This window comes from Glutamicibacter sp. NPDC087661 (assembly GCF_044743275.1).
Classification (GTDB): domain Bacteria; phylum Actinomycetota; class Actinomycetes; order Actinomycetales; family Micrococcaceae; genus Glutamicibacter.
The window spans coordinates 1-23,769 of record NZ_JBIUWE010000003.1 but is presented as its reverse complement, the minus strand read 5'-3'; the positions used below and the strand labels follow the sequence as shown (position 1 = coordinate 23,769).

Here is a 23,769-nt window from a genome sequence, read left to right as displayed (position 1 = left end):
GATCCGCAATCGGTCGTCATGCCCCCGTGAAGTCACGGAATTCCGGAGTATTTTGCGCTACTGTTAGTGAAGTGATGACCCCTCAGACCGGAATCCCCGGGATCGCCAATGCCCAGCAGCCGCAGATCCCCGGCGAGCCTTCCAGCGCACGCGTGACCATCAACGACGTCGCGCGCGCCGCGCAGGTCTCCGTCTCCACCGTCTCGAAGGTCGTCAATGGCCGCTACGGGGTCGCCCCGGCCACCATCGCCAAGGTCCACCAGGTCATCAGCGAACTGGGCTACGAGACCTCACTGGTCGCCTCCTCGCTGCGCAGTACCCGCACCAACATCATCGGCATCCTGGTGGCGGAGTTCGAGCCCTTCTCGCTGGGCCTGCTCAACGGCATCTCCGCGACCCTGCGCGGAACCCAATACGATTTGATGGCCTACGCGGGCAACCTTTCCCCCGAAGGGCATGCCGGCTGGGAACGCCGCTCCCTGTCCCGCTTGGGCGGAACGCTGATCGACGGCGCCATCATCGTCACCCCCACCGTGGAAGTCCCGCACAGCTCGGTGCCGGTCGTCGCCATTGACCCGCATGCCGGTCCGGAAATGCCGATCGCCATCGACGTGGACAACCGTTCCGGGGCCTATACGGCCACCCGGCACCTGCTGGATCTGGGCCATCGCCGCATCGGGCACATCCGCGGGCGCGGGGACCTGGCTTCCGCGCACCTGCGCGAGCAGGGCTACCGCCAAGCGCTGGAAGAGGCCGGCGTGGAATTCGATGGGCAGCTGTCGCACGATGGCGATTACCAGCATGATGCCGCGGTGCAGGCCGCCCATGACCTGCTGGACCTGCCCCAGCCGCCCACGGCAATCTTCGCGGCCAATGACCTCTCAGCCCTGGCCGCCTTGCAGGTGGCCGGCGAACGCGGGCTACAGGTTCCCGGCGATCTTTCGATCATCGGCTTCGATGACATCCCGGCCGCGGCACAGTCCTCTCCCCCGCTGAGCACCGTGCGCCAGCCGCTGCATGAGATGGGCGCCCAGGCGGTGAGCATGCTGCTGGGCCTGCTTGCGGGCGAGGACGTCCGCTCCCCCGGCCACCTGCCTGCCGTGCTCGTCCCGCGCGAGACCACGGGCCCCGCGCGCAGCAGCTAGCCGGGAAAAGCAGAGCACCCCGCCGCGCACCGGGAATTCTCCGGTGGGCAACGAGGTGCTGTGCAGGGAATCGCTTGCCGGCTACAGGCCCAGCTCGTTCTTGCCGTAGGCGAACAGGTACGGAACGCCGGCTTCTTCTTCGATGCGTTCCTTGGCTCCGGTGTCGCGGTCAACGATCACGGCCACGGCAATCACGTTGCCGCCGGCCTTGCGCACGCCCTCGACAGCGGTCAGCGCCGAACCGCCGGTGGTGGAAGTATCCTCGAGCACGATGACATCGCGGCCTTCGACGCTCGGGCCCTCGACCTGGCGGCCCATGCCGTAGGACTTCTGCGCCTTGCGGACCACGAAAGCGTCGATGGCGCGGTCCTTGGCCCGGGCGGTGTGCATGATGGCGGTGCCTACCGGGTCAGCGCCCATGGTCAAGCCGCCCACATTGCTGAATTCCAGCTTGGCCTCGTCCAGCAAGCCAAGCATGACTTCGCCAACCAAGCCCGATGCTTCCTGGTGCAGGGTTACACGGCGCAGATCGATGTAGTAATCAGCTTCCTTGCCCGAGGACAAGGTGACCTTGCCGCGCACAATGGCTAGTTCTTGGATCAGTTCTTTTAGTCGCTCACGGGCGCTGGTTTCGCTCATACCCTCGATTCTAGTCGGCATCATGGCTAGGCTGATTCCATGAACGCAAAACGCCCCTTGGGTTACTGGCTGAAATTGGTGGATTCGCTGATTGACGAGCAGTTTGCAGCGACTTTGGAAGAGCACGGTGTGACACGCAGGCAATGGCAGGTGCTCAACCTGCTGGAGCAGCAACCTGCCACCGAGGCGCAACTGGACGCCGGGCTTTCCCCGTTCTTCGCCTCGCCGGATGAACCGCAATCATTGAGAGAGCACCTTGCCGAGTTGATCGAATCCGGCTGGGTTACGGCAATCAACGGCGAGTATTCCATCACCGATCGGGGCCACACCTCGTTGCTCAAGCTCAGTGAGCTCGTGGAAAAGATCCGCACCCAGTTCGGCCAGGATCTGGACGGTTCCGAATATGACGCGGTGGTCGAAGCCTTGGAAAAGATTGCGCGCAATCTCGGCTGGAACCCGGACCAGGATTCCGAATAGCCCCTCCGGGATTTGTTGAGAACAGATTAACTTTCGTTCCCAGCCTGTGCAGCGGTACCGCACGGCGAGGGCTCATGCCTAGGATTAGAAGCATGCGTGAACTGCAAGCAAAGATCATTGAAGAGCTGGGCGTGCGCCCGGAAATCGACGCGGCCGACGAAATTCGCCGTCGTATCGACTTCCTCAAGGACTATCTGGCCGCTACCGGCGCCCGGGGTTTCGTGCTGGGCATCTCCGGCGGCATCGATTCAACGCTGGCTGGGCGCTTAGCCCAGTTGGCCGTCGAAGAGGTGCGCGAATCCGGCGGCGAGGCGCACTTCGTGTCGGTGCGCCTGCCGCATGGCGTGCAGAAGGATGCGGCCGATGCGGAAGCGGCCATGGATTTCGTGGCTGCCGACGAGCAGTTCGAGGTGAACATCCAAAAGCCTGTCGCCGCTTTCGATGAAGCCCTGGCCGATGCGGGCCACCTGGCGCTGAGCGATTTCAACCGCGGAAACCTCAAGGCCCGCACCCGGATGATCATGCAGTACGCCATGGCCGGGGACCGCGGGATGCTGGTCCTGGGCACCGATCACGCGGCCGAATCGATTACCGGCTTCTTCACCAAGTTCGGCGATGGCGGAGCGGACCTCCTGCCCCTGGCCGGGCTGAATAAGCGCCAGAACCAGGCACTGCTGCGCGAGCTGCAGGCTCCTGAGCTGCTGTGGGCCAAGGAGCCTACCGCGGACCTGCTGGACGGCCAGCCGCTGCGCGCAGATGAAGAGGAACTTGGCCTGACCTATCCGCAGATTGATGACTACCTCGAAGGCCGCGAGATTGACCCTGCGGCGGCCGAGGTCATCGAAAGGCGCTTCGTGGGATCCCGGCACAAGCGCACCGTACCGGCCACCTACTGGGACAAATGGTGGCGCGCTTGAGGATTACCCCAAGCCGGTGATTTCCTTCAGCGCCTGGACATGTTGCGCAAAGGCCTCCTGCCCAGCTGAAGTCAGCTTCGCCCAGGTACGAGGCCTTTTGCCCACATACCCTTTCTTGATCTGCACGTAACCGCCGGCTTCCAGTGCGCTCAGATGCCGGGAAAGCACCGAATCCGAAATGCCGATGGCTTCTTTCAAGGATTTGAAATCGGCTTCGTCCACGGCTTGCAAGGAGCCCATCAGTGAGAGCCGTACCGGGTTGGAGAAGTCGTCGTTGAGCCGTTCGCGAGCATGGGCATTCACTTGCGCACCATCGCAATTCCGGTCAGGAACAACGGCGCGGCAACGATAATCCAGATCAACGCGATGGCGCCCCAGCCCATGGGTCCCGCCCCGAGCAAGGCCACTGCCACCGCGTAAAGCACCATGCTCGCAATGAACCCCCGAAGATACATCTTGGAATGCCCGCGCGGCAGCGAGCGGTAGAGCTTCCCGTAAGCCAAGGACATCGCTGCAACGGATACGCAGAACAACGCCATGATGACGATGAAGCCGATAAAATCCGCATCGGGACGAAAGACCTGCAGCAGAGCAGCCAGGCCGCCCATGAGCACTCCCAAGATGATGCAATAGGTGCCCAGCAATTTGGCTCCGTACCCGGCGGCACGCTGCATTCCCTGCTGCGCCAACCCCAGGGCGGCCAGTTGCTCTTCAGGGCTCATTTTCTTGCCGGAACTCATTTGCTGGCCGCCTTGCGAGCCTTCTGCTGGCGCTGTGCGTAGACGGACGTCATGGTCATGCAAATTGCCATGAAGAAGCCCATGCCAATGAAGATCAGGGAGTTGTTGCCCGTGGCATAGGCGGTCATGGCCATTGCCGCGAAGGCCAGACCTGCCGCAACGGTGATGATGGTGTACCAGGTGCTGAATGGAATCTTCATTGTCCTGCTCCTTTGGCTTTGATCTTCCGAGTTCCCCAACCATAACAAGTACTTTCCGCTTTGGAAAGTACTTGTTATGAATCAGCTGGAAAGATTCCAACGGACGGATGCCCCGGCTACACGAAGGCACTGACTCCGGTCAGGGCACGTCCCACAATCAGCGAATTGATTTCATAGGTGCCTTCATAGGTATGGAGAATCTCGACATCGCAGAAGACCTTGGCCATTTCGAAATCGCTCACAATGCCATTGCCGCCAAGCATCGCTCGGCCCAAGGCGGCCGAATCCCGCGCCAGGCGGGTGGCAGTCGACTTCGCCATTGCCGCATCCACCATGTGCAATTCCGCGCGCTCTTGCTTGCGGGCAATATCGCCCATCATGGAAAGGCAGGCGCTCAGGTTGCCTGCAATTTCGGCCAGGGGCTGCTGAATCAACTGGAAAGCGGCCAGCGGCTGCCCGAACTGCTGGCGCTGCGCGACGTAGGCGCTGCAGATGTCGAGCGTTGCCATCATCGCGCCGACAGCCTGCCACCCCACCCACGCGCGAGATTGCATTAATAGCTGGTTTGCCGCAGCGAAGCTGGTCACCCCTGGAAGCTTATTCGCGACGGGAATCCGCACATTCTCCAGCCGAATATCCGCATTCTGCATGCTGCGCAGCCCGATCTTGTGTTCGATCTTGGAAGCGCTATAGCCAGGGCGGTCCGCTTCAACGAGGTAGGCCCCGACCTGCGAAGTTTCTTCGTCCTTGGCCCAGACCAGCGCGAAATCGCTGAAGGTGCCCATGCCGATCCACCGCTTGGCCCCGTTCAGAACGTACTGGTCCCCGTCGCGCTGCGCGGTGCTCCGTATGCCGCCGGCGATATCCGATCCATGTTCCGGTTCGGTCAGCGCAAATGCGCCGTAGGCTTCAAAGCCGGCGAGCTTGCCCAGCCACTGCTCGCGCTGCTCTTCCGAGCCCAATTCGCGGATCATCCCGATCACCAGTTCGTTGTGGATGCCGACCACGGATGAGATTGAAATATCGGCGCGGGCGAGTTCTGCATGGATCAGCCCCCGCAGCAAATGCGAGCTGTCCCCCAGCTGCAATCCGCCCAGTCCGAGTTCGGCCAGTTTTCCAATCAGCTCGGTCGGAAATTCTTCGCGGTTCCAATAGCCAACGGACTGCTTGCGCACCTGATGCTGCGCTACCTGCCTGATTCCAAGCAGTCGCTGCCGTTCGGTTCCACTTAGTTCTCCGGCCACATTCAAGAGGTCCATCCGGGGATTCCTTCCAAACCATAGGATGTCCAAGTATATTGTTGGACTAAGTCTTCTTTTGGGGGTATGCACATGACTTCTCCGCTCTCACGCGATCCAATCGCGCAAGCCAGGGAACAATGGATTTCCCATGGATGGTCAGCCGAGGCCGACTCCATGGCCGCAATTACCGCGGTGATGCGCACGGCATCGATTTACCTGCAGCGAGCCGATGCCATCCTCAAGCCGCACGGGCTGACCTTTGCGCGATTCGAAGTACTCGCCTTGCTCGGTTTCTCCAAGCGCGGCTCCCTGCCCATGAGCCAAGCCAGCCAGCTCCTGCAGGTCCACGCCACCAGCCTGACCAATTCGGTAGACCGCCTGGAAGCTACCGGTTTGGTGCGGCGCATCCCGCACCCGACCGACGGCCGCACCCGCCTTTTGGAACTCACGGCCGCAGGCCAGCAAGTGCTGCCAGCGGCCCGCGGCGATCTGAACGAAAAGCTCTTTGCCCAGAGCGATCTCTCCGGCAACGACGCCACCGAGATTTTCGAGATCCTGGCCCGATTCCGCAAGGCCTCCGGGGACTTCCTATAGCGATCCGTCGCGGATCGCGTTGATAATCCCGGAAAAATCGGTTCCCGCATCGCCCTCATCGCTGAACTTGCGGTACAGCGCTGCGGCCAGGGAGCCGAGCTGGGCATCGGTACTCGTATGCTCCAGCGCGCTAGCTGCCAGGCCGAGGTCCTTGGCCATCAGCGCTGCGGCAAATCCTGGCTGGTAATCGCGATTGGCAGGGGAAGCAGGCACAGGTCCGGGCACCGGGCAATTGGTGGTGACCGACCAGCATTGCCCCGACGCGGAGGAAATGACATCGAAGAGCGCCTGGTGCTCCAAGCCCAGCCGTTCTCCGAGCACGAAGGCTTCGGCAGCGCCAATCATCGAGATGCCCAGCAGCATGTTGTTGCAGACCTTGGCGGCCTGGCCTGCGCCGTACCCGCCGCAGTGCACGATCCGGTTGCCCATGTGCTCCAGCACCGGGGTGATCTCTCCGAGATCTTCGGCTTGCGCACCGAGCATGAACGTCAAAGTCCCCGCTTCTGCCCCGACCACGCCCCCGGACACCGGAGCGTCGGCGCTTCGATGCCCCGCGGAGACCGCAAGCTGCGCCGCTTCACGGGCCTGCGCTACGTCGATGGTGGAGCACTCCAGGAACAGCGTATTGGGCTTGGCGCTATCGAGCAGGTATTCGCGGTAGGCATCGAGCACGTGCTTGCCCGAAGGGAACATCGTGATGACGATGTCCACGCCGGCGGCCGCCTCGGCTCCGGTAGCCACGGTGCCGATGCCTGCTTCTCGGGCGGCCTGCACCGCATCAGGAACCACGTCGAAGCCCTTGATCCGGTAGCCTTCCTTGTGCAGGTTGATGGCCATGGGCAATCCCATATGGCCCATGCCCAGGAATCCGATAACTGGTTTTGCGTTCATGAGTGGCTCTTTTCCGCTAGATCTTCACCGAGCAGTGCGAAAGTTAGTTCTGCCCCGAACAGGGGCTCCAAATGCCGTTGCGTGCGCTGGCCCGGGCTTAGCCCCGGGACTGCTTCCGTCCATTGCGGTGTGCGGTCCTTGTCGATGACTGCGGCGCGAATCCCCTCGGCGAAATCGGGGTCATCAAGCCGGTGAACGGCAGCCCGATACTCTCGCTGCAGGTCTTTTCTCAAATCCGCTCCAGCCAGGTGGATCAGTTCTTCGGCCAAGCGCACCGAGCTCGGGCAGGCGGCGCCCAATGCCTTCAACGCCTCTTGGGCTTGCGGGCAGTCGTGCAGCTCCAGTGCACGCATGACCGCTGGGGTGCTTGCCTTGCCAAAGGCCTGTACCCATTCTTCGTGCAGGAAGCCAGGCTCCGGAGTCTCGGCATAGCTGGCCAGCACCGACGCGGCCGGCTGGGCCTCGAGGTCTGCGAGCACGTCGGGGATCCGGGCCTTGGGCACATACGAGTCGGCCAGGCCCAAAGCGATGGTGTCGGCCGCGCTGAATTTCATTCCAGTCAATGCCGCCAATCGTCCGGCCGCATGCGGGGCACGCGCCAGCAAATGCGTTCCGCCTACGTCCGGGAAGAATCCGATACCGACTTCCGGCATGCCGCAACGGCTGGTTTCGGTAACTATGCGATGGCTGCCATGCGCCGAGATGCCGATGCCACCGCCTAGGACGATTCCGTCCATGAGCGCAATGTACGGCTTGGGGTACTCGTCGATCAGGACGTTGAGCTGGTATTCAATGCGCCAGAAGTCAGCCGAAGCACCGCTGCGGTCCAAGATATCCCGGTAGATCGCCACGATATCCCCGCCGGCGCACAGGCCGCGCTCCCCTGCGCCCATAACCGCTACCTGAGCGATATCCGGGTCATCGCGCCATTCCAGCAGCACGTCGAGGAAGTCGCGGCACATGTCCGCGTTGAGGGCGTTCAGGGCCTTCGGCCGGTTCAGCGTAATGAGCCCCAGGTGCCCCCGGCGTTCGGTCAGAATCTCAGGCAACAGACTCTCCTTTGAGTGATTGAGGTCACCTACTAGTGTCGAATATACTCGGACTTCCAACTAAATTGAAGTGGCACAAGACAGCAAACTTGATAGGTTGAACTAGTGAAGATTGCAACCTGGAATGTGAACTCGCTGCGAGCCCGCGCCGACCGTGTTGAGGACTGGCTGCGACGTACCGATGTAGATGTCCTGGCTATCCAGGAAACTAAGTGCAAAGACGACAATTTCCCCTGGGAACTGTTCGAGAACAACGATTACGAGGTAGCGCACTTCGGAGTCAACCAGTGGAATGGCGTTGCCATCGCTTCTCGCGTTGGCCTCGAGGATGTTGAGCGCACCTTCCCCGGGCAGCCGGAATTCGGCAAGGCCGGCAAGAATCCGATCCAGGAGCCTCGCGCCATCGCGGCAACCTGTGGCGGAGTGCGTGTCTGGAGCCTGTATGTACCCAACGGACGCGCGTTGGATGATGAGCACATGGGCTACAAGCTGAACTGGCTGGATGTGCTCAAGCAGGAATCCGCCCGATGGCTGGCGGAAAACCCCGAGGCGCAGATTGCCTTGATGGGCGATTGGAACATCGCGCCAAAGGACGAAGACGTGTGGGATATCGACTTCTTCCTCGAGAACAAGTTGACCCACGTCTCGGCGCCAGAGCGCGCCTCCTTCGCTGCCTTCGAGGAGCTGGGCTTCACCGATGTCGTGCGCCCGCACACCGAAGGCGAATACACCTACTGGGATTACACGCAGTTGCGTTTCCCGAAGGGCGAAGGCATGCGCATCGATTTCTCGCTCACCTCGCCTGCGCTCACCGCACGCGTAACCGGCGCAAGCATTGACCGCGAAGAACGCAAGGGCAAGGGCGCCAGCGACCACGCCCCGGTCATCGTGGAGCTGGCCGACTAGTCATGGCGGCAAAGATGATTGGGCCCGCCGCAGAGCTGACCGCAGCTACAGCGCACCTGCGCGTCTACGAGCCGCTGGATGCTTTCGAGGATTGGGCCCAGTCCATCATCCTGCGTACCCCGCGGCGCACCGCGGAGCAGTGGGATGACTTCGAGAACGAGCGGCTGTGGAGCCGCACCCTGCGCCATGTCTCCGACCCGTTCCCGCATAATGAGCCGGAATTCTTCCGCAGCGTGAAGTCCTTGGACTACCAAGGGGCCGAGCACACGCGCTATTGCCCGGGGCAATTGCAGGCACGCAGCCTGCTCGCTGCCGAACAAGCCGAAGAAGCCATGCGGGCCGAGGTTTTCGACCTGCTGGTACCGCCGGCAGCGCGGCAAGCTAACGCACAACGCGTTGATGCCGACCGCCTGGCCAATGACCTGACCCATCTGCACACGAGGACCTCTTCATGGGGCATCCCGCTGGGCTGGTTTGCCCTCTTCCGCGAGGACGACGAGCACGAGCTGGTTCACAGCGGTGAGCAGCTGAAGACGGTTCGCATGTACGCCACTTTCGAACAGGCCATTGACCGCCTGGCTTGGGCAGTCCAAGCGCTGGCATCCCATGCGCCGCAGTCGCAGCTCTTCGAGGAGCTGGGCAGCCTTGGCGGATGGCTGGAATCCTTCGACAACAGATCGGTCATTGAACTGGATTATGGCCTGTTGGCAGAAATTGTGTGGCCCGATGATTCCGCGAACGACTTGATGCACGGCATTCAGGCGTTGGAAGACGAGGACATGACTAGCGCCGCCGCCGCATACCGCCGGCTGAGCAATCGCTGGATTGGTCCGCGGCATCTTGGCCGCGCGAACTAACTGCCCCTGGATACAGCAAAAGCCCCGGAATCCGGAGCTTCTGTTTAGTGTGCGACCCTGACGGGACTTGAACCCGCGACCTCCGCCGTGACAGGGCGGCGCGCTAACCAACTGCGCTACAGGGCCTAGTGCTTTGAATAAATTCAAGTCACACAGTAAAACCCCCGGGATAAACCGAGGGCCTGCGTGGCTCCGACCGGCGTCGATCCGGTGACCTTTCGATTTTCAGTCGAACGCTCTACCAACTGAGCTACAGAGCCTGGTACCACTAAGTGGACACCAAATCTACTATTGAAATAGTAAATTGAGCGACCCTGACGGGACTTGAACCCGCGACCTCCGCCGTGACAGGGCGGCGCGCTAACCAACTGCGCTACAGGGCCTTGCTTTCGCAAGCCAATGGATTTCTCCATCTGACAACCACATAATGGTTGTTTGTACCCCCAACGGGATTCGAACCCGTGCCGCTGCCGTGAAAGGGCAGTGTCCTAGGCCGCTAGACGATGGGGGCCTAAGTTGTTCGCTTCGGTTTCTTGCTTCTCCGTAGCGGACTCCAATAACTATACGCAGTGTTTTTTGCTTTTGCAAAATCGGCACCTGGACGAGTTTCACCCATGCCAAATCGGGTGCGCGGGCCTAGTCTGGAAGCATGCTTTTTGAGATGGATGACGACGAATTCCAGACCCTGGTCGAGCAGGCCATCGACGCCATTCCGGAGGCTGCATTCGCCATGATGGACAACGTCATTTTCTTCATCGAAGACGAGTATGAGCCGCTTCCAGGAGAATCAGAAAACCCTGAAATTCTGGGGTTATACGAGGGCATTGCACTCACGGAACGGGACCTGGACTGGGGCACGGGCGCACTTCCCGACCGCATAACGATCTTCAAGAATCCGACGCTTCGAGCCTGCGAAACACGTGAAGATGTAGTGCGGGAAATTGGGATTACAGTGATGCACGAAGTGGCCCATCACTTCGGAATCGACGACGCGAAATTGCACGATTTAGGGTGGTCATAGCCCCAAATCCGCAGAATCTTCTTTTGAGATCTGCCTCACAAAAATACTCGAATGCAGTGGTCGAGTCGAGGTCGAAAGAGACCCAAAGCACAGGCATGGCGCTTGGAATCGCCATCCGGGTCCAGTCGACCGGCGGGCAAGCCGCCCAAAAGCCGGCTCTCAACGATTCGCGCGCCGGTCGGTTTCCCGTTGCCCCGCTGGCGGCTGCTTTATCCGGGCGTGATCAGGTGCAGCCAGCCGGAGGAACCTGGCATGCCCCTTGCCCTTGTCCACCCAGCGACTCTGGGCCCCTCCGCCACCAAGGGCAGCGAGGTGATCCCGATTGGGAGCACGGCACCGCACCCCCTCAAAAGGATTTCGCCATTGGAGCCGGCGCCTCCGAGGCAGACCCAGCGAAGCAGAGCTTTGCGCCCTCCCGGAGTACCTTTCCCTTTTAAAGGCAAACCTTTTTGCAGCCGCACATTCCCCTCCGGCACGTTACCCAAGCTTCATGACAATCGATACCTTGGTAACGAGGCGAGATATATGTCTGAGTAATTTCCCAGCCACTCTTGATCAGCCACACAGATCCCAAATGCCACTATCTTCGCAGATCACCGCCGAATACCCAGGCGAATTACACGAATGGGATTCATGTGACTGATGTGAACAGTGTTGCCAAGCGTGTCTTAATTGGCCTAATGTGCTATTTGGAGTCTTATCCGAATCGTGACCTACTCATCGGTGAAGGTCACGACTCACGCACTCCGCGTCATCCAAGTACTTAGTGAGGAACGATATGGCTACTCGCCACACGCTCGGTGTTGCTGCAAGCACCCTAGCCCTAGCGGTGTCCTGCATTGCAGGCGCTTTGCCCGCTTCCGCATCTACTTCAGCTCTGCTTCCTCAGTCTGTGGCCATCGCTGCCGCACCTAGCGCTTCCGCGCTACCTTCGGACGCAGAGGTCCAGGACGCAAAGAAGGATAAGGCTTCGACGAACGCGATGATCGCGCGCATCGAAGCTTCCCTGGCTTCCAGCCGCGCCGAACTGAAGCGCGTTGAAACTGAGGCCGCTCAGGCTCAGGAATCCCTGCTCACCGCCGGCGAAGAGCGCGATCTGCGCACCGCTGCGGCCGAGAAGGCTGTAGAACAGCTCGAGTACGCAAAGACTTACCTGGAGCAGAGCCGCAACGATCTGGGTGCTATCGCTTCGGATATCTACCGCAATGGCGCAGGCACCTCGACCCTGAGCCTGCTCCTTGATGACAACCAGGAAGGCGACCTGTTCTACAAGGCCGCTACCATCGACGCGTTGAGCGAACAGAAGGTCCAGTCCGTCAACACCGCCACCGAGGCCGAAGGCCTCGTTTCGGCTTGGCAGGAATATGCTGATGCGGCACAGAACGCCGCCGAAGAAGCTGCAGCCAACTATGACGCAGCCGCAGCGACCGCGAACAGCACCCTGTCCACCTACGAAGCAGCTATCGCACCTGAGAAGCAGCTGCGCGATGACTTGATCGGCCACCTCGCTACCTTGAAGCAGAAGGAAGAGGCCGAGGTTCGCCAGGCGGTTGAAGAGCGCGAAACGCAGGAGCAGGAAAAAGCTCTCGCGGACGCCATCGCCGAAGAGGAAACCGCCAAGGTTCCCGAAACGAAGCAAGACTCCGTTCAGCCGCTCTCGGTTGAAAAGCCACGTGAGCTGGAGCAGGCCGAACCTGAAGAGGAAACGGTCGAGTCGGAGCCTGAGGAGGTTGAAGAGGAACCGGAAGCTGTCGAGCCTCCCGTAGCGCCGAAGCCGGAGCCAACTAAAAAGGCCGAGCCAAAGCCGGAACCGACCAAAAAGGCCGAGCCGAAGCCGGAACCGACCAAAAAGGCCGAGCCGAAGCCAGAGCCAACCAAGAAGGCCGAGCCGAAGCCGGAACCGACCAAAAAGGCCGAGCCGAAGCCAGAGCCAACCAAGAAGGCCGAGCCAAAGCCAACCAAGAAGGCCGAACCGAAGCCGGAACCCACCAAAAAGGCCGAACCGAAGCCGGAACCCACCAAAAAGGCCGAGCCGAAGCCGAAGGCTACCCCGAAGCCGGCACCCAAGCCTGAGCCAAAGCCGGAGCCCAAGCCGAAGGTCACCCCGAAGCCAGCGCCTAAGCCTGAGCCAAAGCCGGAACCTAAGCCGGAGCCGAAGCCTGAAGTCGCGCCGCAGTCCGGCAGCAACTACTCAGCAGCGTTTTCCTGGGCCTTGAAGACCGCGGATGATCCCAGCAAGTACTACGTTTACGGTGCCAACGGTCCCGATGCTTTCGACTGCTCGAGCTTCTCGCAGCGAGCTTTCGGCAAATCCGGCATCAGCCTGCCACGTACTTCGTCCCAGCAGTTCGCTAGCGCCCCGCAGTACGTGTCGCTGAGCAACCTGCGCCCAGGCGACTTGGTGTTCTCGTCTTCCAACGGCGGTTCCTCGTTCTACCACGTAGCCATCTACATCGGCAACGGCCAGGTCGTCCACGCTCGCAACCCGAACGCCGGCATCTCGGTGACTCCACTGAGCTACGTCAACAACCTCTACCCGAAGGCAGCCCGCTACTAAGTGCCACCCCCTCGAGCACGAAGGCCGCACACCCTTTTGGGTGTGCGGCCTTCCTGCATTCTGGCTACAGGCGTGCGGTCACTGCTCCTGCGCCCGCGTATCGAAGTCCTTGCGGTTCTCCAGGCGAGGGTCATCCGAGTCCGGCACGACCATCACCGGGCCCTTGGAGTGGTGCAAAACGCCCTGCGAGGTTGAGCCAAGCAGCATCCCGGTAAAGCCGCCGCGGCCCCGCGAGCCGGTGACGGTCAGTACCGCATGCTCGGATTCGCGGATCAGCACCTCGACCGGAGGCCCGGAGACCACATCGGTTTCCATCTTCAGCGACGGATAGTGCGACTTAAGCCATTTGGAGCCCACACTCATCTGGTAGCGCACATCTTCCAGCACGGCTTCCTGGTCAACGGTCGCCGGCATCCATGCCAGCGCCGCCCCCACCGGCGGCACCGCGCAGATCAGGCGCAGCGTCAGGTCGCTGGCGATGGCCGCGTCCGCGGCCGCCAGCACCGCTGAACGCGCGCGGTCTGAACCGTCAACGCCGACCACGATGCAGTTGCGGTTCGACGCCGCGGCGGCACCGGCCTCTTCCTGCTCCTTGGCCATGGCCAGCGGAACCACGACGGTCGGGCACTTGGAGTGCGCGGGCAGTGCCGAGGACACCGAGCCGAGCAGGCGGCCAACGAAGCCACCGCGGCCACGGGTTCCGACCACTACCAATTCGGCGTCCTGGCTCAGGTCCAGCAGCACGCCGGACGGGTCGCCGGATTCGATATAGGTGCGGATGGCCGCCGTGCTGCCTTCAAGCTCTGCGCGGGCCTGGCGCACAATGTCCTCGGCTCCCCCGCGGATCAGGTCGTCATCCAGGGTCGAGTAGCCTGCGTCCATGGAGGACGCGGCGAACACCGGGATGGTGTAGGCGGACACGATATTCAACACGCTGCCGCGGCGTACCGCTTCGCGTTCGGCCCAGCGCAAAGCGCATCTGCTCTGCTGGGATCCGTCCACGCCAACGACAATTCCTTCAATCTTCTCTGCTGCGACTGGTGCTTCGTCACTCATCAGACTCGCTCCTCAACTACCTCAGATATAACGGGATGTGATTTCCCTTACCACCAATGTACTTGCTTCCGCAGTTCTAGGTGTGAGTTGGGTCTAAAGTTTTCGCGTACAGCCTACTGGACACTCGGATCGATATGAATCAGCGCCCGAAACGTCATAGAATTTTTCCATGTCCTCCTCCACACAAACCGCGTCCGGGAATGCTATGGCCGCGCGCATCGACCGATACTTCAAGATTTCGGAACGGCGTTCAACGTTCTCCACCGAAGTTCGCGGCGGCATCGCCACCTTCTTCGCGATGAGCTACATCGTCGTCCTCAACCCGCTGGTTCTTTCCGGTGCCGATTCCTCGGGCGGCGAGTTGGGCATCCAGCGCGTTGCCGCGGTGACCGCATTTGTCGCCGGCATCCTGACCATCCTGATGGGCATCTGGGCCCGCCACCCATTCGCCATGGCTACCGGCTTGGGCGTCAACGCCTTCGTCGCTATCACCGTGGCAACCAACCCGGAACTGACCTGGGCTGATGTCATGGGCCTGGTGCTCATTGCGGGTGTGGTCATGTTCGGCCTGGTGCTCACAGGGTTCCGGACCGCGGTGTTCAATGCGGTTCCAGCCGGATTGAAAACCGCCATCGTGGTGGGCATCGGCATGTTCATCGCACTGATCGGCCTGGTCAACGCCGGCTTCGTCCAGCGCCTCCCGGATGCCGCGAACACCACCGTTCCGGTGGGCCTGGGCTTCGACGGAGAGCTGATGGGCTGGCCGATCCTGGTCTTCGTGGTCGGCCTGCTGCTGACCATGGCCCTGGTGGTGCGCAAGGTCAAGGGCGCGATCCTGATCGGCATCGTCGTTTCGGCGATCCTTGCCAACATCCTCGAAGCCGTCTTCCACATCGGCGCGATGGAGACCAATACCTGGTCGCTGGTGGTTCCGTCGCTGCCCGAGTGGACCCTTCCGGACCTGTCGCTGATCGGCCAGGTCAGCGTATTCGGCGCCTTCAGCAAGATCGGCGCCACCGCCGCTTCGCTGCTGGCCTTCGTCATCCTGCTCTCGATCTTCTTCGATGCCATGGGCACCATGGTGGGCCTGGCTTCCGAAGCGGGTTCCATGGACGAGAACGGGCAGATCCCCAACGTGGACAAGGTCCTGCTGGTGGATGCGGCCGGCGCGATCGTCGGCGGCGGCACCTCCAGCTCCTCGGCGCAGATCTTCGTGGAGTCCGGTGCCGGCATCGGCGAGGGCGCCCGTACCGGCCTGGCCTCGGTAGTCACCGGCCTGCTGATGATCGTCGCGATGTTCCTGAGCCCGCTGATCTACCTGGTGCCTTTCGAAGCCGTGGCGCCGGCACTGGTCGTGGTCGGTTTCATGATGATCACCCAGGTCTCCAAGATCGATTGGAACGACTGGGGCATCGCGCTGCCGGCCTTCCTGACCTTCACCCTGATGCCGTTCACCTACTCGATCGCCAATGGCATCGGTGCCGGCTTCATCTCCTACGTCTTCATCCGCGCCACGCAGGGCCGCGCCAAGGAAATCCACCCGCTGATGTGGGTTGTTTCCGCGGCTTTCGTGCTGTTCTTCGGCATCGGACTGATTGAGATGTGGGCCGGGGTCAAATAGCCCCGAAGCCCTCCAGGCGCCCCGTCATTGCTCCGGCGATGGCGGGGCGTTTTTTGCCTCCGGCCCGGCGGGAACTGGCTAGGATGGGCACTATGAGCGATCAGCAGAACACCGCTGGGCAGTGGATCCAGGTGGCCGCAGGCTTGAAGAACCCCTCGATGCGCCGGCTTCTCGGGGCGGTATTGAGCGGGCACGGGGTACCCGAGCAGGCCAATAAGTCCGAACGCAAGGACTTGGAGCGCTGGGCCAGCATCGGGCTTCTGCGCCAAGAGGGGTCCGGCTGGGCGCTGAACGACGAACTGCTGGAGAAGACCTTGGCTTCGGCCTCGGCCGCGAAGGCCGACCGCGTCGGGATCCGCCGCTTCTTCGACGAACACAAGCTGCATAGCCTCCCGGCGAAACCAGCGGACCGCCATGAAGTGCTGGTCTACCTGCGCAATGCGGTGATAGGAGCCGGGGACGAACTGCGCGAAGAGCAGCTCAATGAACGGCTGCGGGTATTCCACCCGGACGTCGCGCTGCTGCGCCGCTACATGGTTGACCACGGCCTGCTGCAGCGCGCAGCAGACGGGAGCGGATACCGGATGGGCCCCGGGAGCTAGCCGGTAATCGGCACGGCCCCGGTGGCGAAGCGCTGCACTGCCGCCCCTGAAACCAGCTGCGCCGGCAACGGCGCAGTGCGCAGGCTGCGTTCGAATGCAGGGCCGAGCTTGAGCGGTTCGTCGCTGGCCAGGAACACGATGTTCCCGTAGCGCCGGCCCTTGAGCATCGGCGGGTCGGCGATCATGGCCACATGCTCGAAGACCTCCAGCAGCGTCGCGGCTTCCGCCTTGGCGCCGGACAGGTCCGCGGTATCGCCGCAATTCATGATGTAGACGCCCCCGGCATCCAGCACGCGCTGGGCTTCGCGGGCGTAGTCCGCCGTGGTCAGCACGCGCGGGGTGGTGCTCCCGGCGAAGACATCGCGGATGATCACATCGCGGCTCGCATCGCTCAAGGTGGGCAGCACCTGGGCTGCGTCTCCCACGCGCAGGCGTACCAGCGGAGCGCGCGGAACCTCGAAGTGGACGCGCACCAGCTCGGCCAGCTTGGCATCCAGCTCCACCACGACCTGCCGGGCGTTTTCATAGCTGGCTGCGACCCAGCGGGCCATGGAGCAGCCACCTCCGCCAAGGTGGAGCACGCGCAGCTTGCGGGCGCGCCCGTCGTATTGCCCGGCCGGGAAACCGATGGCGAAGACCGGTTCCATCCAGCGCATGTACTCGAAATCGAGGTAGGCCGGGTCCTCCAGGTCCACATGGGAGGAGGGCACGCCGTTGACCTTCAGGATATAGCGGCTGGCGCCGTAGGGATCAGCTTCAATGATCGCCGTTCCGGTGTCGATCGGATACTCTCCGAGCATTGATTCCTTGGCATCCCTAGCCACGCGCGCGCACCATTCGTTGTTCGATTAAGCCATTCCAGCTGCCAGTCAGGGCTTCACTGGTTCCATCAGGCGTGAATCCCTGCTTCGCGAAGAAGGCCAGGGCCCTCTCGTTGCCTTGCAGGACCCAGACCAGGGCGTCGTGCTGTCCAAGGACAACATCGAAGAGGTGCTGGCCCAGTCCGGTACCGTAGTACTCTTCCAGGACATAGAGCATGCCCAATTCGACGTCCACACCGGCATCCTGGTCTTCTTCGATGGCCGGAGTTCCACCGGCTAGCCCGATGATGCGGCCATCACGGTCTTCCGCGATGAAGAATTGCGCTCCGGATGCCAGCCCGCGTTCCCACCAGGCTGCCTGGCCATCAAGTTGGCCATCATGGTGGGCGAAAAAGGACTCATCGCGAAGTGCGGCGTACGCTTCTCGCCAGGCTTGCAATTTCATTTGCAGCGCTGGGCGGACGTCTTGTTCAGTAGCCAGTCGGATTCGGTAGTCGTTCATTTGCGGCACTTCTCTAGCCTACGGCAGTGACTTCGCTATTTTCTTCCAACGCACCAAGGCCCCCTCCTACTAAAGTAGTATTGCGGACTGTCCAAATGCTTGAAAAAATATTCACGTAGTCGTAAACTTTTTGGCTCAAAGGGGGGGGTCGGACTTGAACCGGAATACAAAATACGCTGCCTTGACTGGTGGCCTTGTCGGTTCCCTGACCCTGACCATCAGCCTTTCCTCGACCTTCTGGGTGATTTTGCTCGGTTGCGTTCTCCTAGCCGCCGGCTTCAGCATTCTGGCCAGGTTCGAACGCTTCTGGGGCCCGGCCGAACCGGACCACTACTACTACATCGTTCCCATGCTGGTTGGCCCGGTAGTTGCGGGGCTGGTGCGCAATACCGGTTATGCCCTGTGGGTCGGCCCGCCGATGGGTATTCTCTGCGGATTGGGCGTGTACTTCTTGATCCTGAAGTCGCCGCCGTTCAAGCACGATGAAGCCGGGGAACTCGAATTCGAGCGCCCCGAGCGCTATCCAACGCGCTAGAGGACTCGCGCTAGCGCGAACCCGTCCCACCCCTTGACGCCTATAGTCTGCAGCGCCGTGGCTGATACGCGCGGGTCATCGCGCAACCACCGCAAAGAGTCCTGGATTCCGCGAACATCGGCTTCTTGCGTCCCATGCCGGGATGGGTCATCCAAGACCGCGCCGCTGCGCACCACGTTGTCGAGCACCAGCACGGTGCCTGAATGCGCCAGCTCCAGTGCGCGTTCCAGGTAGGGCACGTTGTTGCGCTTATCGGCATCTATGAAGATCAGGTCAAATGGTGCAACGCGTTTGGAAATCAGCGAATCCATGGAACCCTGAGCGGCCCCCAACCGGATTTCAACACGTTCTGAAAGCCCTGCCCGCTGCAAGTTCTCACGCGCAATCGAGGCATGCAGGGGTTCAAATTCGCAGCTGATGACGGTACCAGCTGCACCGACGCCCCGGGCGAGCCAGCTGGTGGAGTAGCCTCCGAGGGTTCCGATCTCGAGGACCCTCCGGGCACCTGTGATCTCGGTGAGCAGCTGGAGGAACTTTCCCTGGGCAGGACTGACTTCAATCCGTGGAAGCCCGGCACTATGGGAATGCTCCCGGCCTGCCTCCAAGGCATCAACGCGCAACCCCAGCGCCTGTTCCAAATATTCATCGACGGCTGCGGCATGGTTCTCTGCAGAATGGTGGATCATGACGACATGTTCTCCTCACTATCCTCAATAGCCTTCTCCAGGCGTTGGATTTTGCCATCGAGCTCACCTTCGTAACCGGGGCGGATATCGGCTTTCAACACCAGCGATACGCGCGAACCGAATCGGCCAACGGCCATGGTGGCTTGCTTGACTACCTCCATGACTTCGTCCCATTCACCTTCGATCTCGGTGAACATGGAGCTGGTGCGATTGGGGAGGCCAGAATCGCGGACGATTTTCACCGCTTCGGCCACTGCATCGTGGACCGAACCGTTGGGGTTGTCGTTACTTGGGGCTACGGAGAAAGCTACAATCATGCTTCCACTGTCCCACTACGCCTTGTGCTTGTCATCCGCCTTGCAGGCAATATCTAGGCAGCTAGTCCGCTCGCCCTCAAGACGATGGCCGCCAGAGCACCGACGACAACGACGACAAGATAGGGTGCCTTGAAAGCCAGTGCGATAATCGCCGCCGCGAGCGCACCGATACGGGCGTCAATCACCAGTTCCTGCCCGGAGGTGAAGGCGTTGACCGTCACCAACGAGGCGAGCAACGCAATGGTCAGCGTGGCCGCGACATGGGACATGGTCGGCGAGTCCAGAACCTTGCGTGGCACAAAGTAGCCGCAGAGCTTGATTGCGTAGGCCGTCAGGCAGGCTCCCAGAATCCACCAGCTCAATTCGCTCAAGGCTGGTCCTCCTCAATGCTTTCCAGATCGCCGTGCTCGGTCGCAGCCGGGGTCCGGCGGCCGGTGGCCACCGCGTAGATCGCAGCGCAGGCCGCGGTTACCAGAATCGGCAAGCCCGGCGCGGTGATCGGCACAGCCAGCGCGGTGAGGATTGCGGCCGCAATCGCGATCATGACCGGTTCAACTGACTTCAAGCGCGGCCAGAGCAAACCGATGAAGGCGGCGACCGCGGCGCCATCGAGCCCCCAAGCCGCGGGGTCCCCCATGCGTTCTCCGAGCAAGGCTCCGACGAGGGTGAACAGATTCCACAGGACGTAGACGCCCACCCCGGCGGTGAAGAAACCACGGCGCTTCTCGGCCAGGTCCGATTGCCCCAAGCTGACTGCGGTGGATTCATCGATGGTCACCTGGGCCATCCAGGGCACATGCCGTCCCAAAGGCCGCAATGCCTGCTTGATCTGCATCCCGTACACGGCATTGCGGATTCCCAGCAGCGAAGCGGCGGAGAACGCTGCCGAGGCAGCACCTCCGCCTGAGATCACGCCGATAAAGGCGAACTGCGATCCGCCGGTGAACATCAAGGCGCTCAAGGCAACGGTTTGCCACAGATCCAGTCCTGCAGCAATGGACAGGGCCCCGAAGGAAATGCCGTAGAGCCCGGTGGCGATCGCGATGGAAAGGCCCATCCTGGTCGCCGGAGTGAACCAGCTAGCGGACGTGGCGTGCATCGTACCTGACCTTGTAGACACCGCGCTTGACCTTTGCGTCGCCGATCTCGACGTGCTGCAGCTGGTTCAGGTGCTTCACGTGGGTGCCACCGCAAGGTTCGGCATTCACCCCGGCGATGCTCACGGTACGGATGCCCTGAGCATCGGTGGCCGTTGTGATTTCTCCGCCGCCAGCGATGAGTTCATCGACGCGTCCTTGGAGCCAGGCCTTGGCGGCGGCCCGTTCGTTCTCATCACCCAATGGCAGGTCGAGGCTGGCCGGATCGAAGTCGAGCCGCGACTGCCCAGGGAAGTGCGAGTGGCCCTGGTGCTGCCAGCCGCGGTCTTCGCCAGCGAAGCCCAGGACGTGCCCTGCGGTGTGCAATGCGGCATGGGAAAGGCGCAGCTCGCCATCGATCTCAGCTAGGACCTGATCACCCACCTGCCGGGCGCCGGCGCCGTACAAGACCACCAGTGCATTCGCGTCGCGCTGGACTGAGACAGGCAGCCCGTCCACGGTGCCTGAGTCTTCGGGCTGGCCTCCACCACGGGGATGGAAGATATTGGGGCTCAGGGCAATCCACAGCCCGTCTTCGCCGCTTCCCGTCGCAATGACTCGGGCCTCCGCAGCAAAAATGTACGTGTCCTGCAGGTACAGGTTGACCTGTGCGATTTCTCCGGTGTTCATGTGGCCTAGCTCAGCTCCAATTCTTTGCGCAGTTCTGCCGGGCGGTTGCTCGTCAATTCCCCGACACCCAGGTCCACCAGGAATTGCGCATCCGCGGGACGGTCAACCGTCCAGATGCGCGCCTTCAGCCCTTGTTCCAGCCATCGGCGCACAAGATGCTCATTGGCTCGGGTCCAGGCGACCCCGGATCCAATGATGCCAGCTCCCCCTGCGTTGATCAGTTCGATTCCTTCAGTCACGGAGCGGTAAAGAACATCGTAGACACCTGCTCGCCCCAGGTCGCCGGAATCAATGAGCTGCCGGACATAGTCCGGGTTGACCTCGGTCATCAGCTGGCACAATAGTGAAGTGCTGACGGTGCGTGCCAGATAGCGCAGGGAATTCGGCTCAAAGCTCATCAGGGTCACCGCGATCTGCCCTTGCGAGCCGGCCGTGCCCGTCTGCGGGTCGAAGCCATGGGCTGCGAGAACCTGCAGCACACCCTTTTCGAGCAGGTGGCCATAGGGGCTTGGATGCTTGATTTCGATAGCCAGGCCAATTGGCTTGCCGCGTGCTTCAATGAGCTCGAAAAGTTCGCCGAGGCTCAGGAGCTGTTCATTCTCCGCCCCGTACTCGGCCGGGACCATGCTCGGAACGACTCCAGTGAAGTCCATGGCTTTCATCTGGGCCAAGGTAAATCCGGCAACCAGACCGGCTGAATCAGAGGTGCGGTCGACTGTTGGATCGTGGTGGCAGACGACGATTCCGTCTTTGCTCAGATGGACGTCGCATTCGATTCCATCGGCGCCTTCGTCGATGGCCTGCAGATAGGCAGCACGAGTGTTCTCCGAATATTTATGGGAGCTGCCGCGATGGGCGAAAAAAAGCGTATCCATAATTCCTACGCTACGCGATCATCGCTCCTTGGCAACGCAGATTGGCCTCTGCCAAGACGCTTATTTCTTCGACTGCTTTCGTGGCTTCGGCCTGCGGATGCAAGCACTTGCTGCCATCGTGCAAAACACGAAGTTACCCGGCAAGAAAAGGTGTCCGCTTTCCTGATTCTGCCCCGGAATTCCAAGGCAAAATCGCCATCGTCATGGGAATCAGCATGCACGCCGATAGCTGGCTGCGATTGCCCCGCTGGCCAGCGGCTGCGCTGATATCAACTGGAGGTGACGGGAATCCTGCAATCCTGCCTCATGCAGGGTTGGTCCATGCCCGGCGATGACTGGATGGACTAGGAAGTGGTATTCGTCGATAAGTTCCATCCGGTCCAGAACCGTTGCCAATTTGCCGCTACCGAGCAGCACTCCATTGGGGTACTGGTCCTTCAGCTTCTGCACCGAGGCGCGTAGGTCGCCGCTTAGCAAGTGCGAATTCTTCCACGAGTACGCGGTGCGGGTGCTTGAGACAACGTACTTGGGCTTCTCCTCCAGCTGCTGCGCCCAGCGAAGCAGCGCTGGTGGCGCTGCGATATCTCCATGAGCGACGGCCGGCCAGTAATCTTCCATCAGCTCGTAGGTGGCACGCCCCCAGAGCATCGCTCCGTGCGCATTCATCAGTCGTGTGAAGTAGTCGTGCAATTCGTCGTCGGCGATGCCTTCGCGATGATCTACACAGCCATCCAGCGTGACGTTGATGCTGAATGTCAATTGTCCCATCGCAAGCTCCTGTAGCTATAGCCTCACCACCAGGTCCCCGGTGCCTTGACTGTAGGGTTGCCGGCCAGCCACGTCAAGCAGCGACGATGCATCATCAGGCAACCGGTGCGAAAGCAGAGACAGGCCCGTTCGCATCGGCGATGTCCGCCCAGCATCTGCGTTGGATGCAGAACCTGTAAGCGAAACACAATTTCACGCTCATCTTCCGGGAGACTAAGCGTCAAAGGTAGGCTCGCAGTATGCCGCCACCAGACTCATCCCCAAGTTTGTCCCCTGGTCCCCGCGACCTCATGCCCATTGTCCAGGGCCTGGTCCAAGGCCCCTGGCCAAAGACCGAAGTCGAGCGTGAAGTCCTGTTCGGTGCCCTTGGATTCGTTTCCGGAAACAACGTTGATGCCGAAGACCACGATTCACCACATCAAATGATGAGCCTAGACCTCGGCCTGCCAGGAAAAATGGTGAGTTTTTGGGATACTTACCGTCAGCAATTCCTCAGCGTCTGCACCCACCTCTACGGATCGCTGAACGCCCAGGACCCGGTGGCCCAGTATGGCTACGAAGCCCTGCAGGCGCAGCTTTCCCAACTGTATGGCACTCCTGAGCGCCCTTGGGACGACGAAGATCAGTCGGTGTGCATGTGGCGCTGTAATGGCCGGAGCATCACCCTGCAGCTATTTGACCGGTCGGATAGCACCGTGATGCTCACCATCGAAGACCTGGCACTCGCGTCAATAATTGAAGCCGAAGAAGCAGCCCACTAGTCTTCTCACTCCTTGGACTGCTTGAAGCGGTTCAAAGCGATTGCGATGCTTCGATAATAGGCAGGCCGCAAGCCAACAGGAACAGTGCTTAAACAAGTGCAGGGGCCAGGCTTTCATGCCTGGCCCCTGCACGGGTTAAACAGGTGAGGCCCCGGCACCAAACGGTACCAGGGCCTCAAACCATCTACTCAAGTTAAGTCCGGCGGTGACCTACTCTCCCACACC

Annotated in this window: 29 protein-coding genes and 4 tRNA genes; 12 read left to right on the top strand and 21 right to left on the bottom strand. The window is 61.3% G+C overall.

What is annotated here, in order from left to right; translation table 11 throughout:
- Positions 1-74 precede the first annotated feature (74 nt).
- Positions 75-1,145, top strand: a complete 1,071-nt coding sequence (locus ACIOTN_RS09425) for a LacI family DNA-binding transcriptional regulator (protein ID WP_105657895.1) — start codon at positions 75-77, stop codon at positions 1,143-1,145.
- 81 nt (positions 1,146-1,226) lie between these two features.
- Here ACIOTN_RS09425 and pyrE read toward each other — a convergent pair whose 3' ends face one another.
- Positions 1,227-1,784 carry an orotate phosphoribosyltransferase gene (pyrE, locus tag ACIOTN_RS09420; RefSeq protein ID WP_181148872.1) on the bottom strand — a complete coding sequence of 186 codons (558 nt, stop codon included), beginning with the start codon at positions 1,782-1,784 and terminating at the stop codon, positions 1,227-1,229.
- A 39-nt stretch (positions 1,785-1,823) separates the two neighbouring features.
- On the opposite strand from pyrE, the gene ACIOTN_RS09415 reads away from it, so the two are divergent.
- Positions 1,824-2,261 carry a MarR family winged helix-turn-helix transcriptional regulator gene (locus ACIOTN_RS09415; RefSeq protein WP_105657893.1) on the top strand — a complete coding sequence of 146 codons (438 nt, stop codon included), beginning with the start codon at positions 1,824-1,826 and terminating at the stop codon, positions 2,259-2,261.
- A 92-nt stretch (positions 2,262-2,353) separates the two neighbouring features.
- Positions 2,354-3,178, top strand: a complete 825-nt coding sequence (nadE, locus tag ACIOTN_RS09410; protein WP_133834975.1) for an ammonia-dependent NAD(+) synthetase — start codon at positions 2,354-2,356, stop codon at positions 3,176-3,178.
- Positions 3,179-3,181: 3 nt separating this feature from the next.
- Here the strand turns inward: nadE and ACIOTN_RS09405 are convergent, their stop codons facing one another.
- From ACIOTN_RS09405 to ACIOTN_RS09390, 4 genes are all read right to left on the bottom strand, one after another.
- The gene (locus ACIOTN_RS09405; protein WP_105657891.1) at positions 3,182-3,481 is read right to left on the bottom strand and encodes a transcriptional regulator; all 300 of its coding nucleotides are present in this window, start codon (positions 3,479-3,481) and stop codon (positions 3,182-3,184) included.
- Positions 3,478-3,918, bottom strand: coding sequence for a hypothetical protein (locus ACIOTN_RS09400; protein WP_105662662.1), 441 nt, complete (start codon positions 3,916-3,918; stop codon positions 3,478-3,480). Before ACIOTN_RS09400 ends, ACIOTN_RS09405 begins: the two co-directional genes overlap by 4 nt.
- A complete protein-coding gene (locus ACIOTN_RS09395; protein ID WP_105657889.1) occupies positions 3,915-4,118 on the bottom strand; it encodes a hypothetical protein in 204 nt (67 codons plus the stop codon). Before ACIOTN_RS09395 ends, ACIOTN_RS09400 begins: the two co-directional genes overlap by 4 nt.
- Positions 4,119-4,234: 116 nt before the next feature.
- A complete protein-coding gene (locus tag ACIOTN_RS09390; protein ID WP_400343205.1) occupies positions 4,235-5,377 on the bottom strand; it encodes an acyl-CoA dehydrogenase family protein in 1,143 nt (380 codons plus the stop codon).
- Between the two features lie 72 nt (positions 5,378-5,449).
- Between ACIOTN_RS09390 and ACIOTN_RS09385 the strand changes: the two genes are divergently transcribed.
- Entirely contained in the window at positions 5,450-5,953 is a 504-nt protein-coding gene (locus ACIOTN_RS09385; RefSeq protein ID WP_400343207.1) for a MarR family winged helix-turn-helix transcriptional regulator, read from the top strand.
- On the opposite strand, the gene mmsB is transcribed toward ACIOTN_RS09385, so the two are convergent.
- Entirely contained in the window at positions 5,948-6,844 is an 897-nt protein-coding gene (gene mmsB, locus ACIOTN_RS09380; protein ID WP_402735215.1) for a 3-hydroxyisobutyrate dehydrogenase, read from the bottom strand. The genes ACIOTN_RS09385 and mmsB overlap by 6 nt on opposite strands.
- Positions 6,841-7,893: a 3-hydroxyisobutyryl-CoA hydrolase gene (locus tag ACIOTN_RS09375; protein WP_402735214.1), complete on the bottom strand. Its 1,053-nt coding sequence runs from the start codon at positions 7,891-7,893 to the stop codon at positions 6,841-6,843. The genes mmsB and ACIOTN_RS09375 overlap by 4 nt, the downstream gene beginning before the upstream one ends.
- A gap of 105 nt (positions 7,894-7,998) precedes the next feature.
- Between ACIOTN_RS09375 and ACIOTN_RS09370 the strand changes: the two genes are divergently transcribed.
- A complete protein-coding gene (locus ACIOTN_RS09370) occupies positions 7,999-8,799 on the top strand; it encodes an exodeoxyribonuclease III (RefSeq protein WP_105657885.1) in 801 nt (266 codons plus the stop codon).
- A gap of 14 nt (positions 8,800-8,813) precedes the next feature.
- A complete protein-coding gene (locus ACIOTN_RS09365; RefSeq protein ID WP_105662680.1) occupies positions 8,814-9,656 on the top strand; it encodes a hypothetical protein in 843 nt (280 codons plus the stop codon).
- 52 nt (positions 9,657-9,708) lie between these two features.
- On the opposite strand, the gene ACIOTN_RS09360 is transcribed toward ACIOTN_RS09365, so the two are convergent.
- From ACIOTN_RS09360 to ACIOTN_RS09345, 4 genes are all read right to left on the bottom strand, one after another.
- Positions 9,709-9,782, bottom strand: a tRNA-Asp gene (locus ACIOTN_RS09360).
- Positions 9,783-9,843: 61 nt separating this feature from the next.
- Positions 9,844-9,916 (bottom strand) — tRNA-Phe (locus ACIOTN_RS09355).
- Positions 9,917-9,965: 49 nt separating this feature from the next.
- A tRNA-Asp gene (locus ACIOTN_RS09350) sits at positions 9,966-10,039 on the bottom strand.
- Positions 10,040-10,094: 55 nt separating this feature from the next.
- Positions 10,095-10,167: transfer RNA gene (locus tag ACIOTN_RS09345), tRNA-Glu, on the bottom strand.
- 150 nt (positions 10,168-10,317) lie between these two features.
- Between ACIOTN_RS09345 and ACIOTN_RS09340 the strand changes: the two genes are divergently transcribed.
- Complete coding sequence (locus ACIOTN_RS09340; RefSeq protein ID WP_402735213.1) at positions 10,318-10,677, top strand: metallopeptidase family protein; 360 nt, start codon at positions 10,318-10,320, stop codon at positions 10,675-10,677.
- A 778-nt stretch (positions 10,678-11,455) separates the two neighbouring features.
- Positions 11,456-13,234: an NlpC/P60 family protein gene (locus ACIOTN_RS09335; protein ID WP_402735212.1), complete on the top strand. Its 1,779-nt coding sequence runs from the start codon at positions 11,456-11,458 to the stop codon at positions 13,232-13,234.
- 78 nt (positions 13,235-13,312) lie between these two features.
- Here the strand turns inward: ACIOTN_RS09335 and ACIOTN_RS09330 are convergent, their stop codons facing one another.
- Positions 13,313-14,290, bottom strand: coding sequence for a universal stress protein (locus ACIOTN_RS09330; RefSeq protein WP_105657882.1), 978 nt, complete (start codon positions 14,288-14,290; stop codon positions 13,313-13,315).
- A 169-nt stretch (positions 14,291-14,459) separates the two neighbouring features.
- Here ACIOTN_RS09330 and ACIOTN_RS09325 point away from each other — a divergent pair, with 169 nt between their 5' ends.
- A complete protein-coding gene (locus ACIOTN_RS09325) occupies positions 14,460-15,911 on the top strand; it encodes an NCS2 family permease (protein WP_181148871.1) in 1,452 nt (483 codons plus the stop codon).
- 92 nt (positions 15,912-16,003) lie between these two features.
- Entirely contained in the window at positions 16,004-16,513 is a 510-nt protein-coding gene (locus tag ACIOTN_RS09320; RefSeq protein WP_181149090.1) for a DUF2087 domain-containing protein, read from the top strand.
- Here ACIOTN_RS09320 and ACIOTN_RS09315 read toward each other — a convergent pair.
- Both ACIOTN_RS09315 and ACIOTN_RS09310 read right to left on the bottom strand, forming a co-directional pair.
- A complete protein-coding gene (locus ACIOTN_RS09315; protein ID WP_286134238.1) occupies positions 16,510-17,337 on the bottom strand; it encodes a spermidine synthase in 828 nt (275 codons plus the stop codon). The two genes, ACIOTN_RS09320 and ACIOTN_RS09315, sit on opposite strands and share 4 nt — an antisense overlap.
- Positions 17,330-17,836 (bottom strand): GNAT family N-acetyltransferase, encoded by a 507-nt coding sequence (locus ACIOTN_RS09310; RefSeq protein ID WP_400343219.1) that lies wholly within the window; start codon positions 17,834-17,836, stop codon positions 17,330-17,332. The genes ACIOTN_RS09315 and ACIOTN_RS09310 overlap by 8 nt, the downstream gene beginning before the upstream one ends.
- 154 nt (positions 17,837-17,990) lie before the next feature.
- Between ACIOTN_RS09310 and ACIOTN_RS09305 the strand changes: the two genes are divergently transcribed.
- Positions 17,991-18,371, top strand: a complete 381-nt coding sequence (locus tag ACIOTN_RS09305) for a hypothetical protein (protein WP_105657877.1) — start codon at positions 17,991-17,993, stop codon at positions 18,369-18,371.
- Here ACIOTN_RS09305 and ACIOTN_RS09300 read toward each other — a convergent pair.
- The 7 genes from ACIOTN_RS09300 to ACIOTN_RS09270 all read right to left on the bottom strand — a co-directional run bounded on the left by ACIOTN_RS09300 (position 18,368) and on the right by ACIOTN_RS09270 (position 22,783).
- Positions 18,368-19,057, bottom strand: a complete 690-nt coding sequence (locus ACIOTN_RS09300) for an O-methyltransferase (protein WP_400343221.1) — start codon at positions 19,055-19,057, stop codon at positions 18,368-18,370. The two genes, ACIOTN_RS09305 and ACIOTN_RS09300, sit on opposite strands and share 4 nt — an antisense overlap.
- Positions 19,054-19,374 carry an MTH1187 family thiamine-binding protein gene (locus tag ACIOTN_RS09295; protein ID WP_400291005.1) on the bottom strand — a complete coding sequence of 107 codons (321 nt, stop codon included), beginning with the start codon at positions 19,372-19,374 and terminating at the stop codon, positions 19,054-19,056. Before ACIOTN_RS09295 ends, ACIOTN_RS09300 begins: the two co-directional genes overlap by 4 nt.
- Before the next feature lie 53 nt (positions 19,375-19,427).
- Positions 19,428-19,745, bottom strand: a complete 318-nt coding sequence (locus tag ACIOTN_RS09290) for an AzlD domain-containing protein (protein WP_105657874.1) — start codon at positions 19,743-19,745, stop codon at positions 19,428-19,430.
- Positions 19,742-20,473 (bottom strand): AzlC family ABC transporter permease, encoded by a 732-nt coding sequence (locus ACIOTN_RS09285; protein WP_402735211.1) that lies wholly within the window; start codon positions 20,471-20,473, stop codon positions 19,742-19,744. The genes ACIOTN_RS09290 and ACIOTN_RS09285 overlap by 4 nt, the downstream gene beginning before the upstream one ends.
- Positions 20,454-21,140, bottom strand: coding sequence for a hypothetical protein (locus ACIOTN_RS09280; protein ID WP_332727770.1), 687 nt, complete (start codon positions 21,138-21,140; stop codon positions 20,454-20,456). Before ACIOTN_RS09280 ends, ACIOTN_RS09285 begins: the two co-directional genes overlap by 20 nt.
- Before the next feature lie 5 nt (positions 21,141-21,145).
- Positions 21,146-22,015: a glycerophosphodiester phosphodiesterase gene (locus ACIOTN_RS09275; RefSeq protein WP_400343223.1), complete on the bottom strand. Its 870-nt coding sequence runs from the start codon at positions 22,013-22,015 to the stop codon at positions 21,146-21,148.
- 210 nt (positions 22,016-22,225) lie between these two features.
- Complete coding sequence (locus tag ACIOTN_RS09270) at positions 22,226-22,783, bottom strand: dihydrofolate reductase family protein (RefSeq protein WP_402735210.1); 558 nt, start codon at positions 22,781-22,783, stop codon at positions 22,226-22,228.
- Positions 22,784-23,073: 290 nt separating this feature from the next.
- Between ACIOTN_RS09270 and ACIOTN_RS09265 the strand changes: the two genes are divergently transcribed.
- On the top strand, positions 23,074-23,544 hold the full coding sequence (locus tag ACIOTN_RS09265; protein WP_402735209.1) for a hypothetical protein: 471 nt from the start codon (positions 23,074-23,076) through the stop codon (positions 23,542-23,544).
- Positions 23,545-23,769 lie beyond the last annotated feature (225 nt).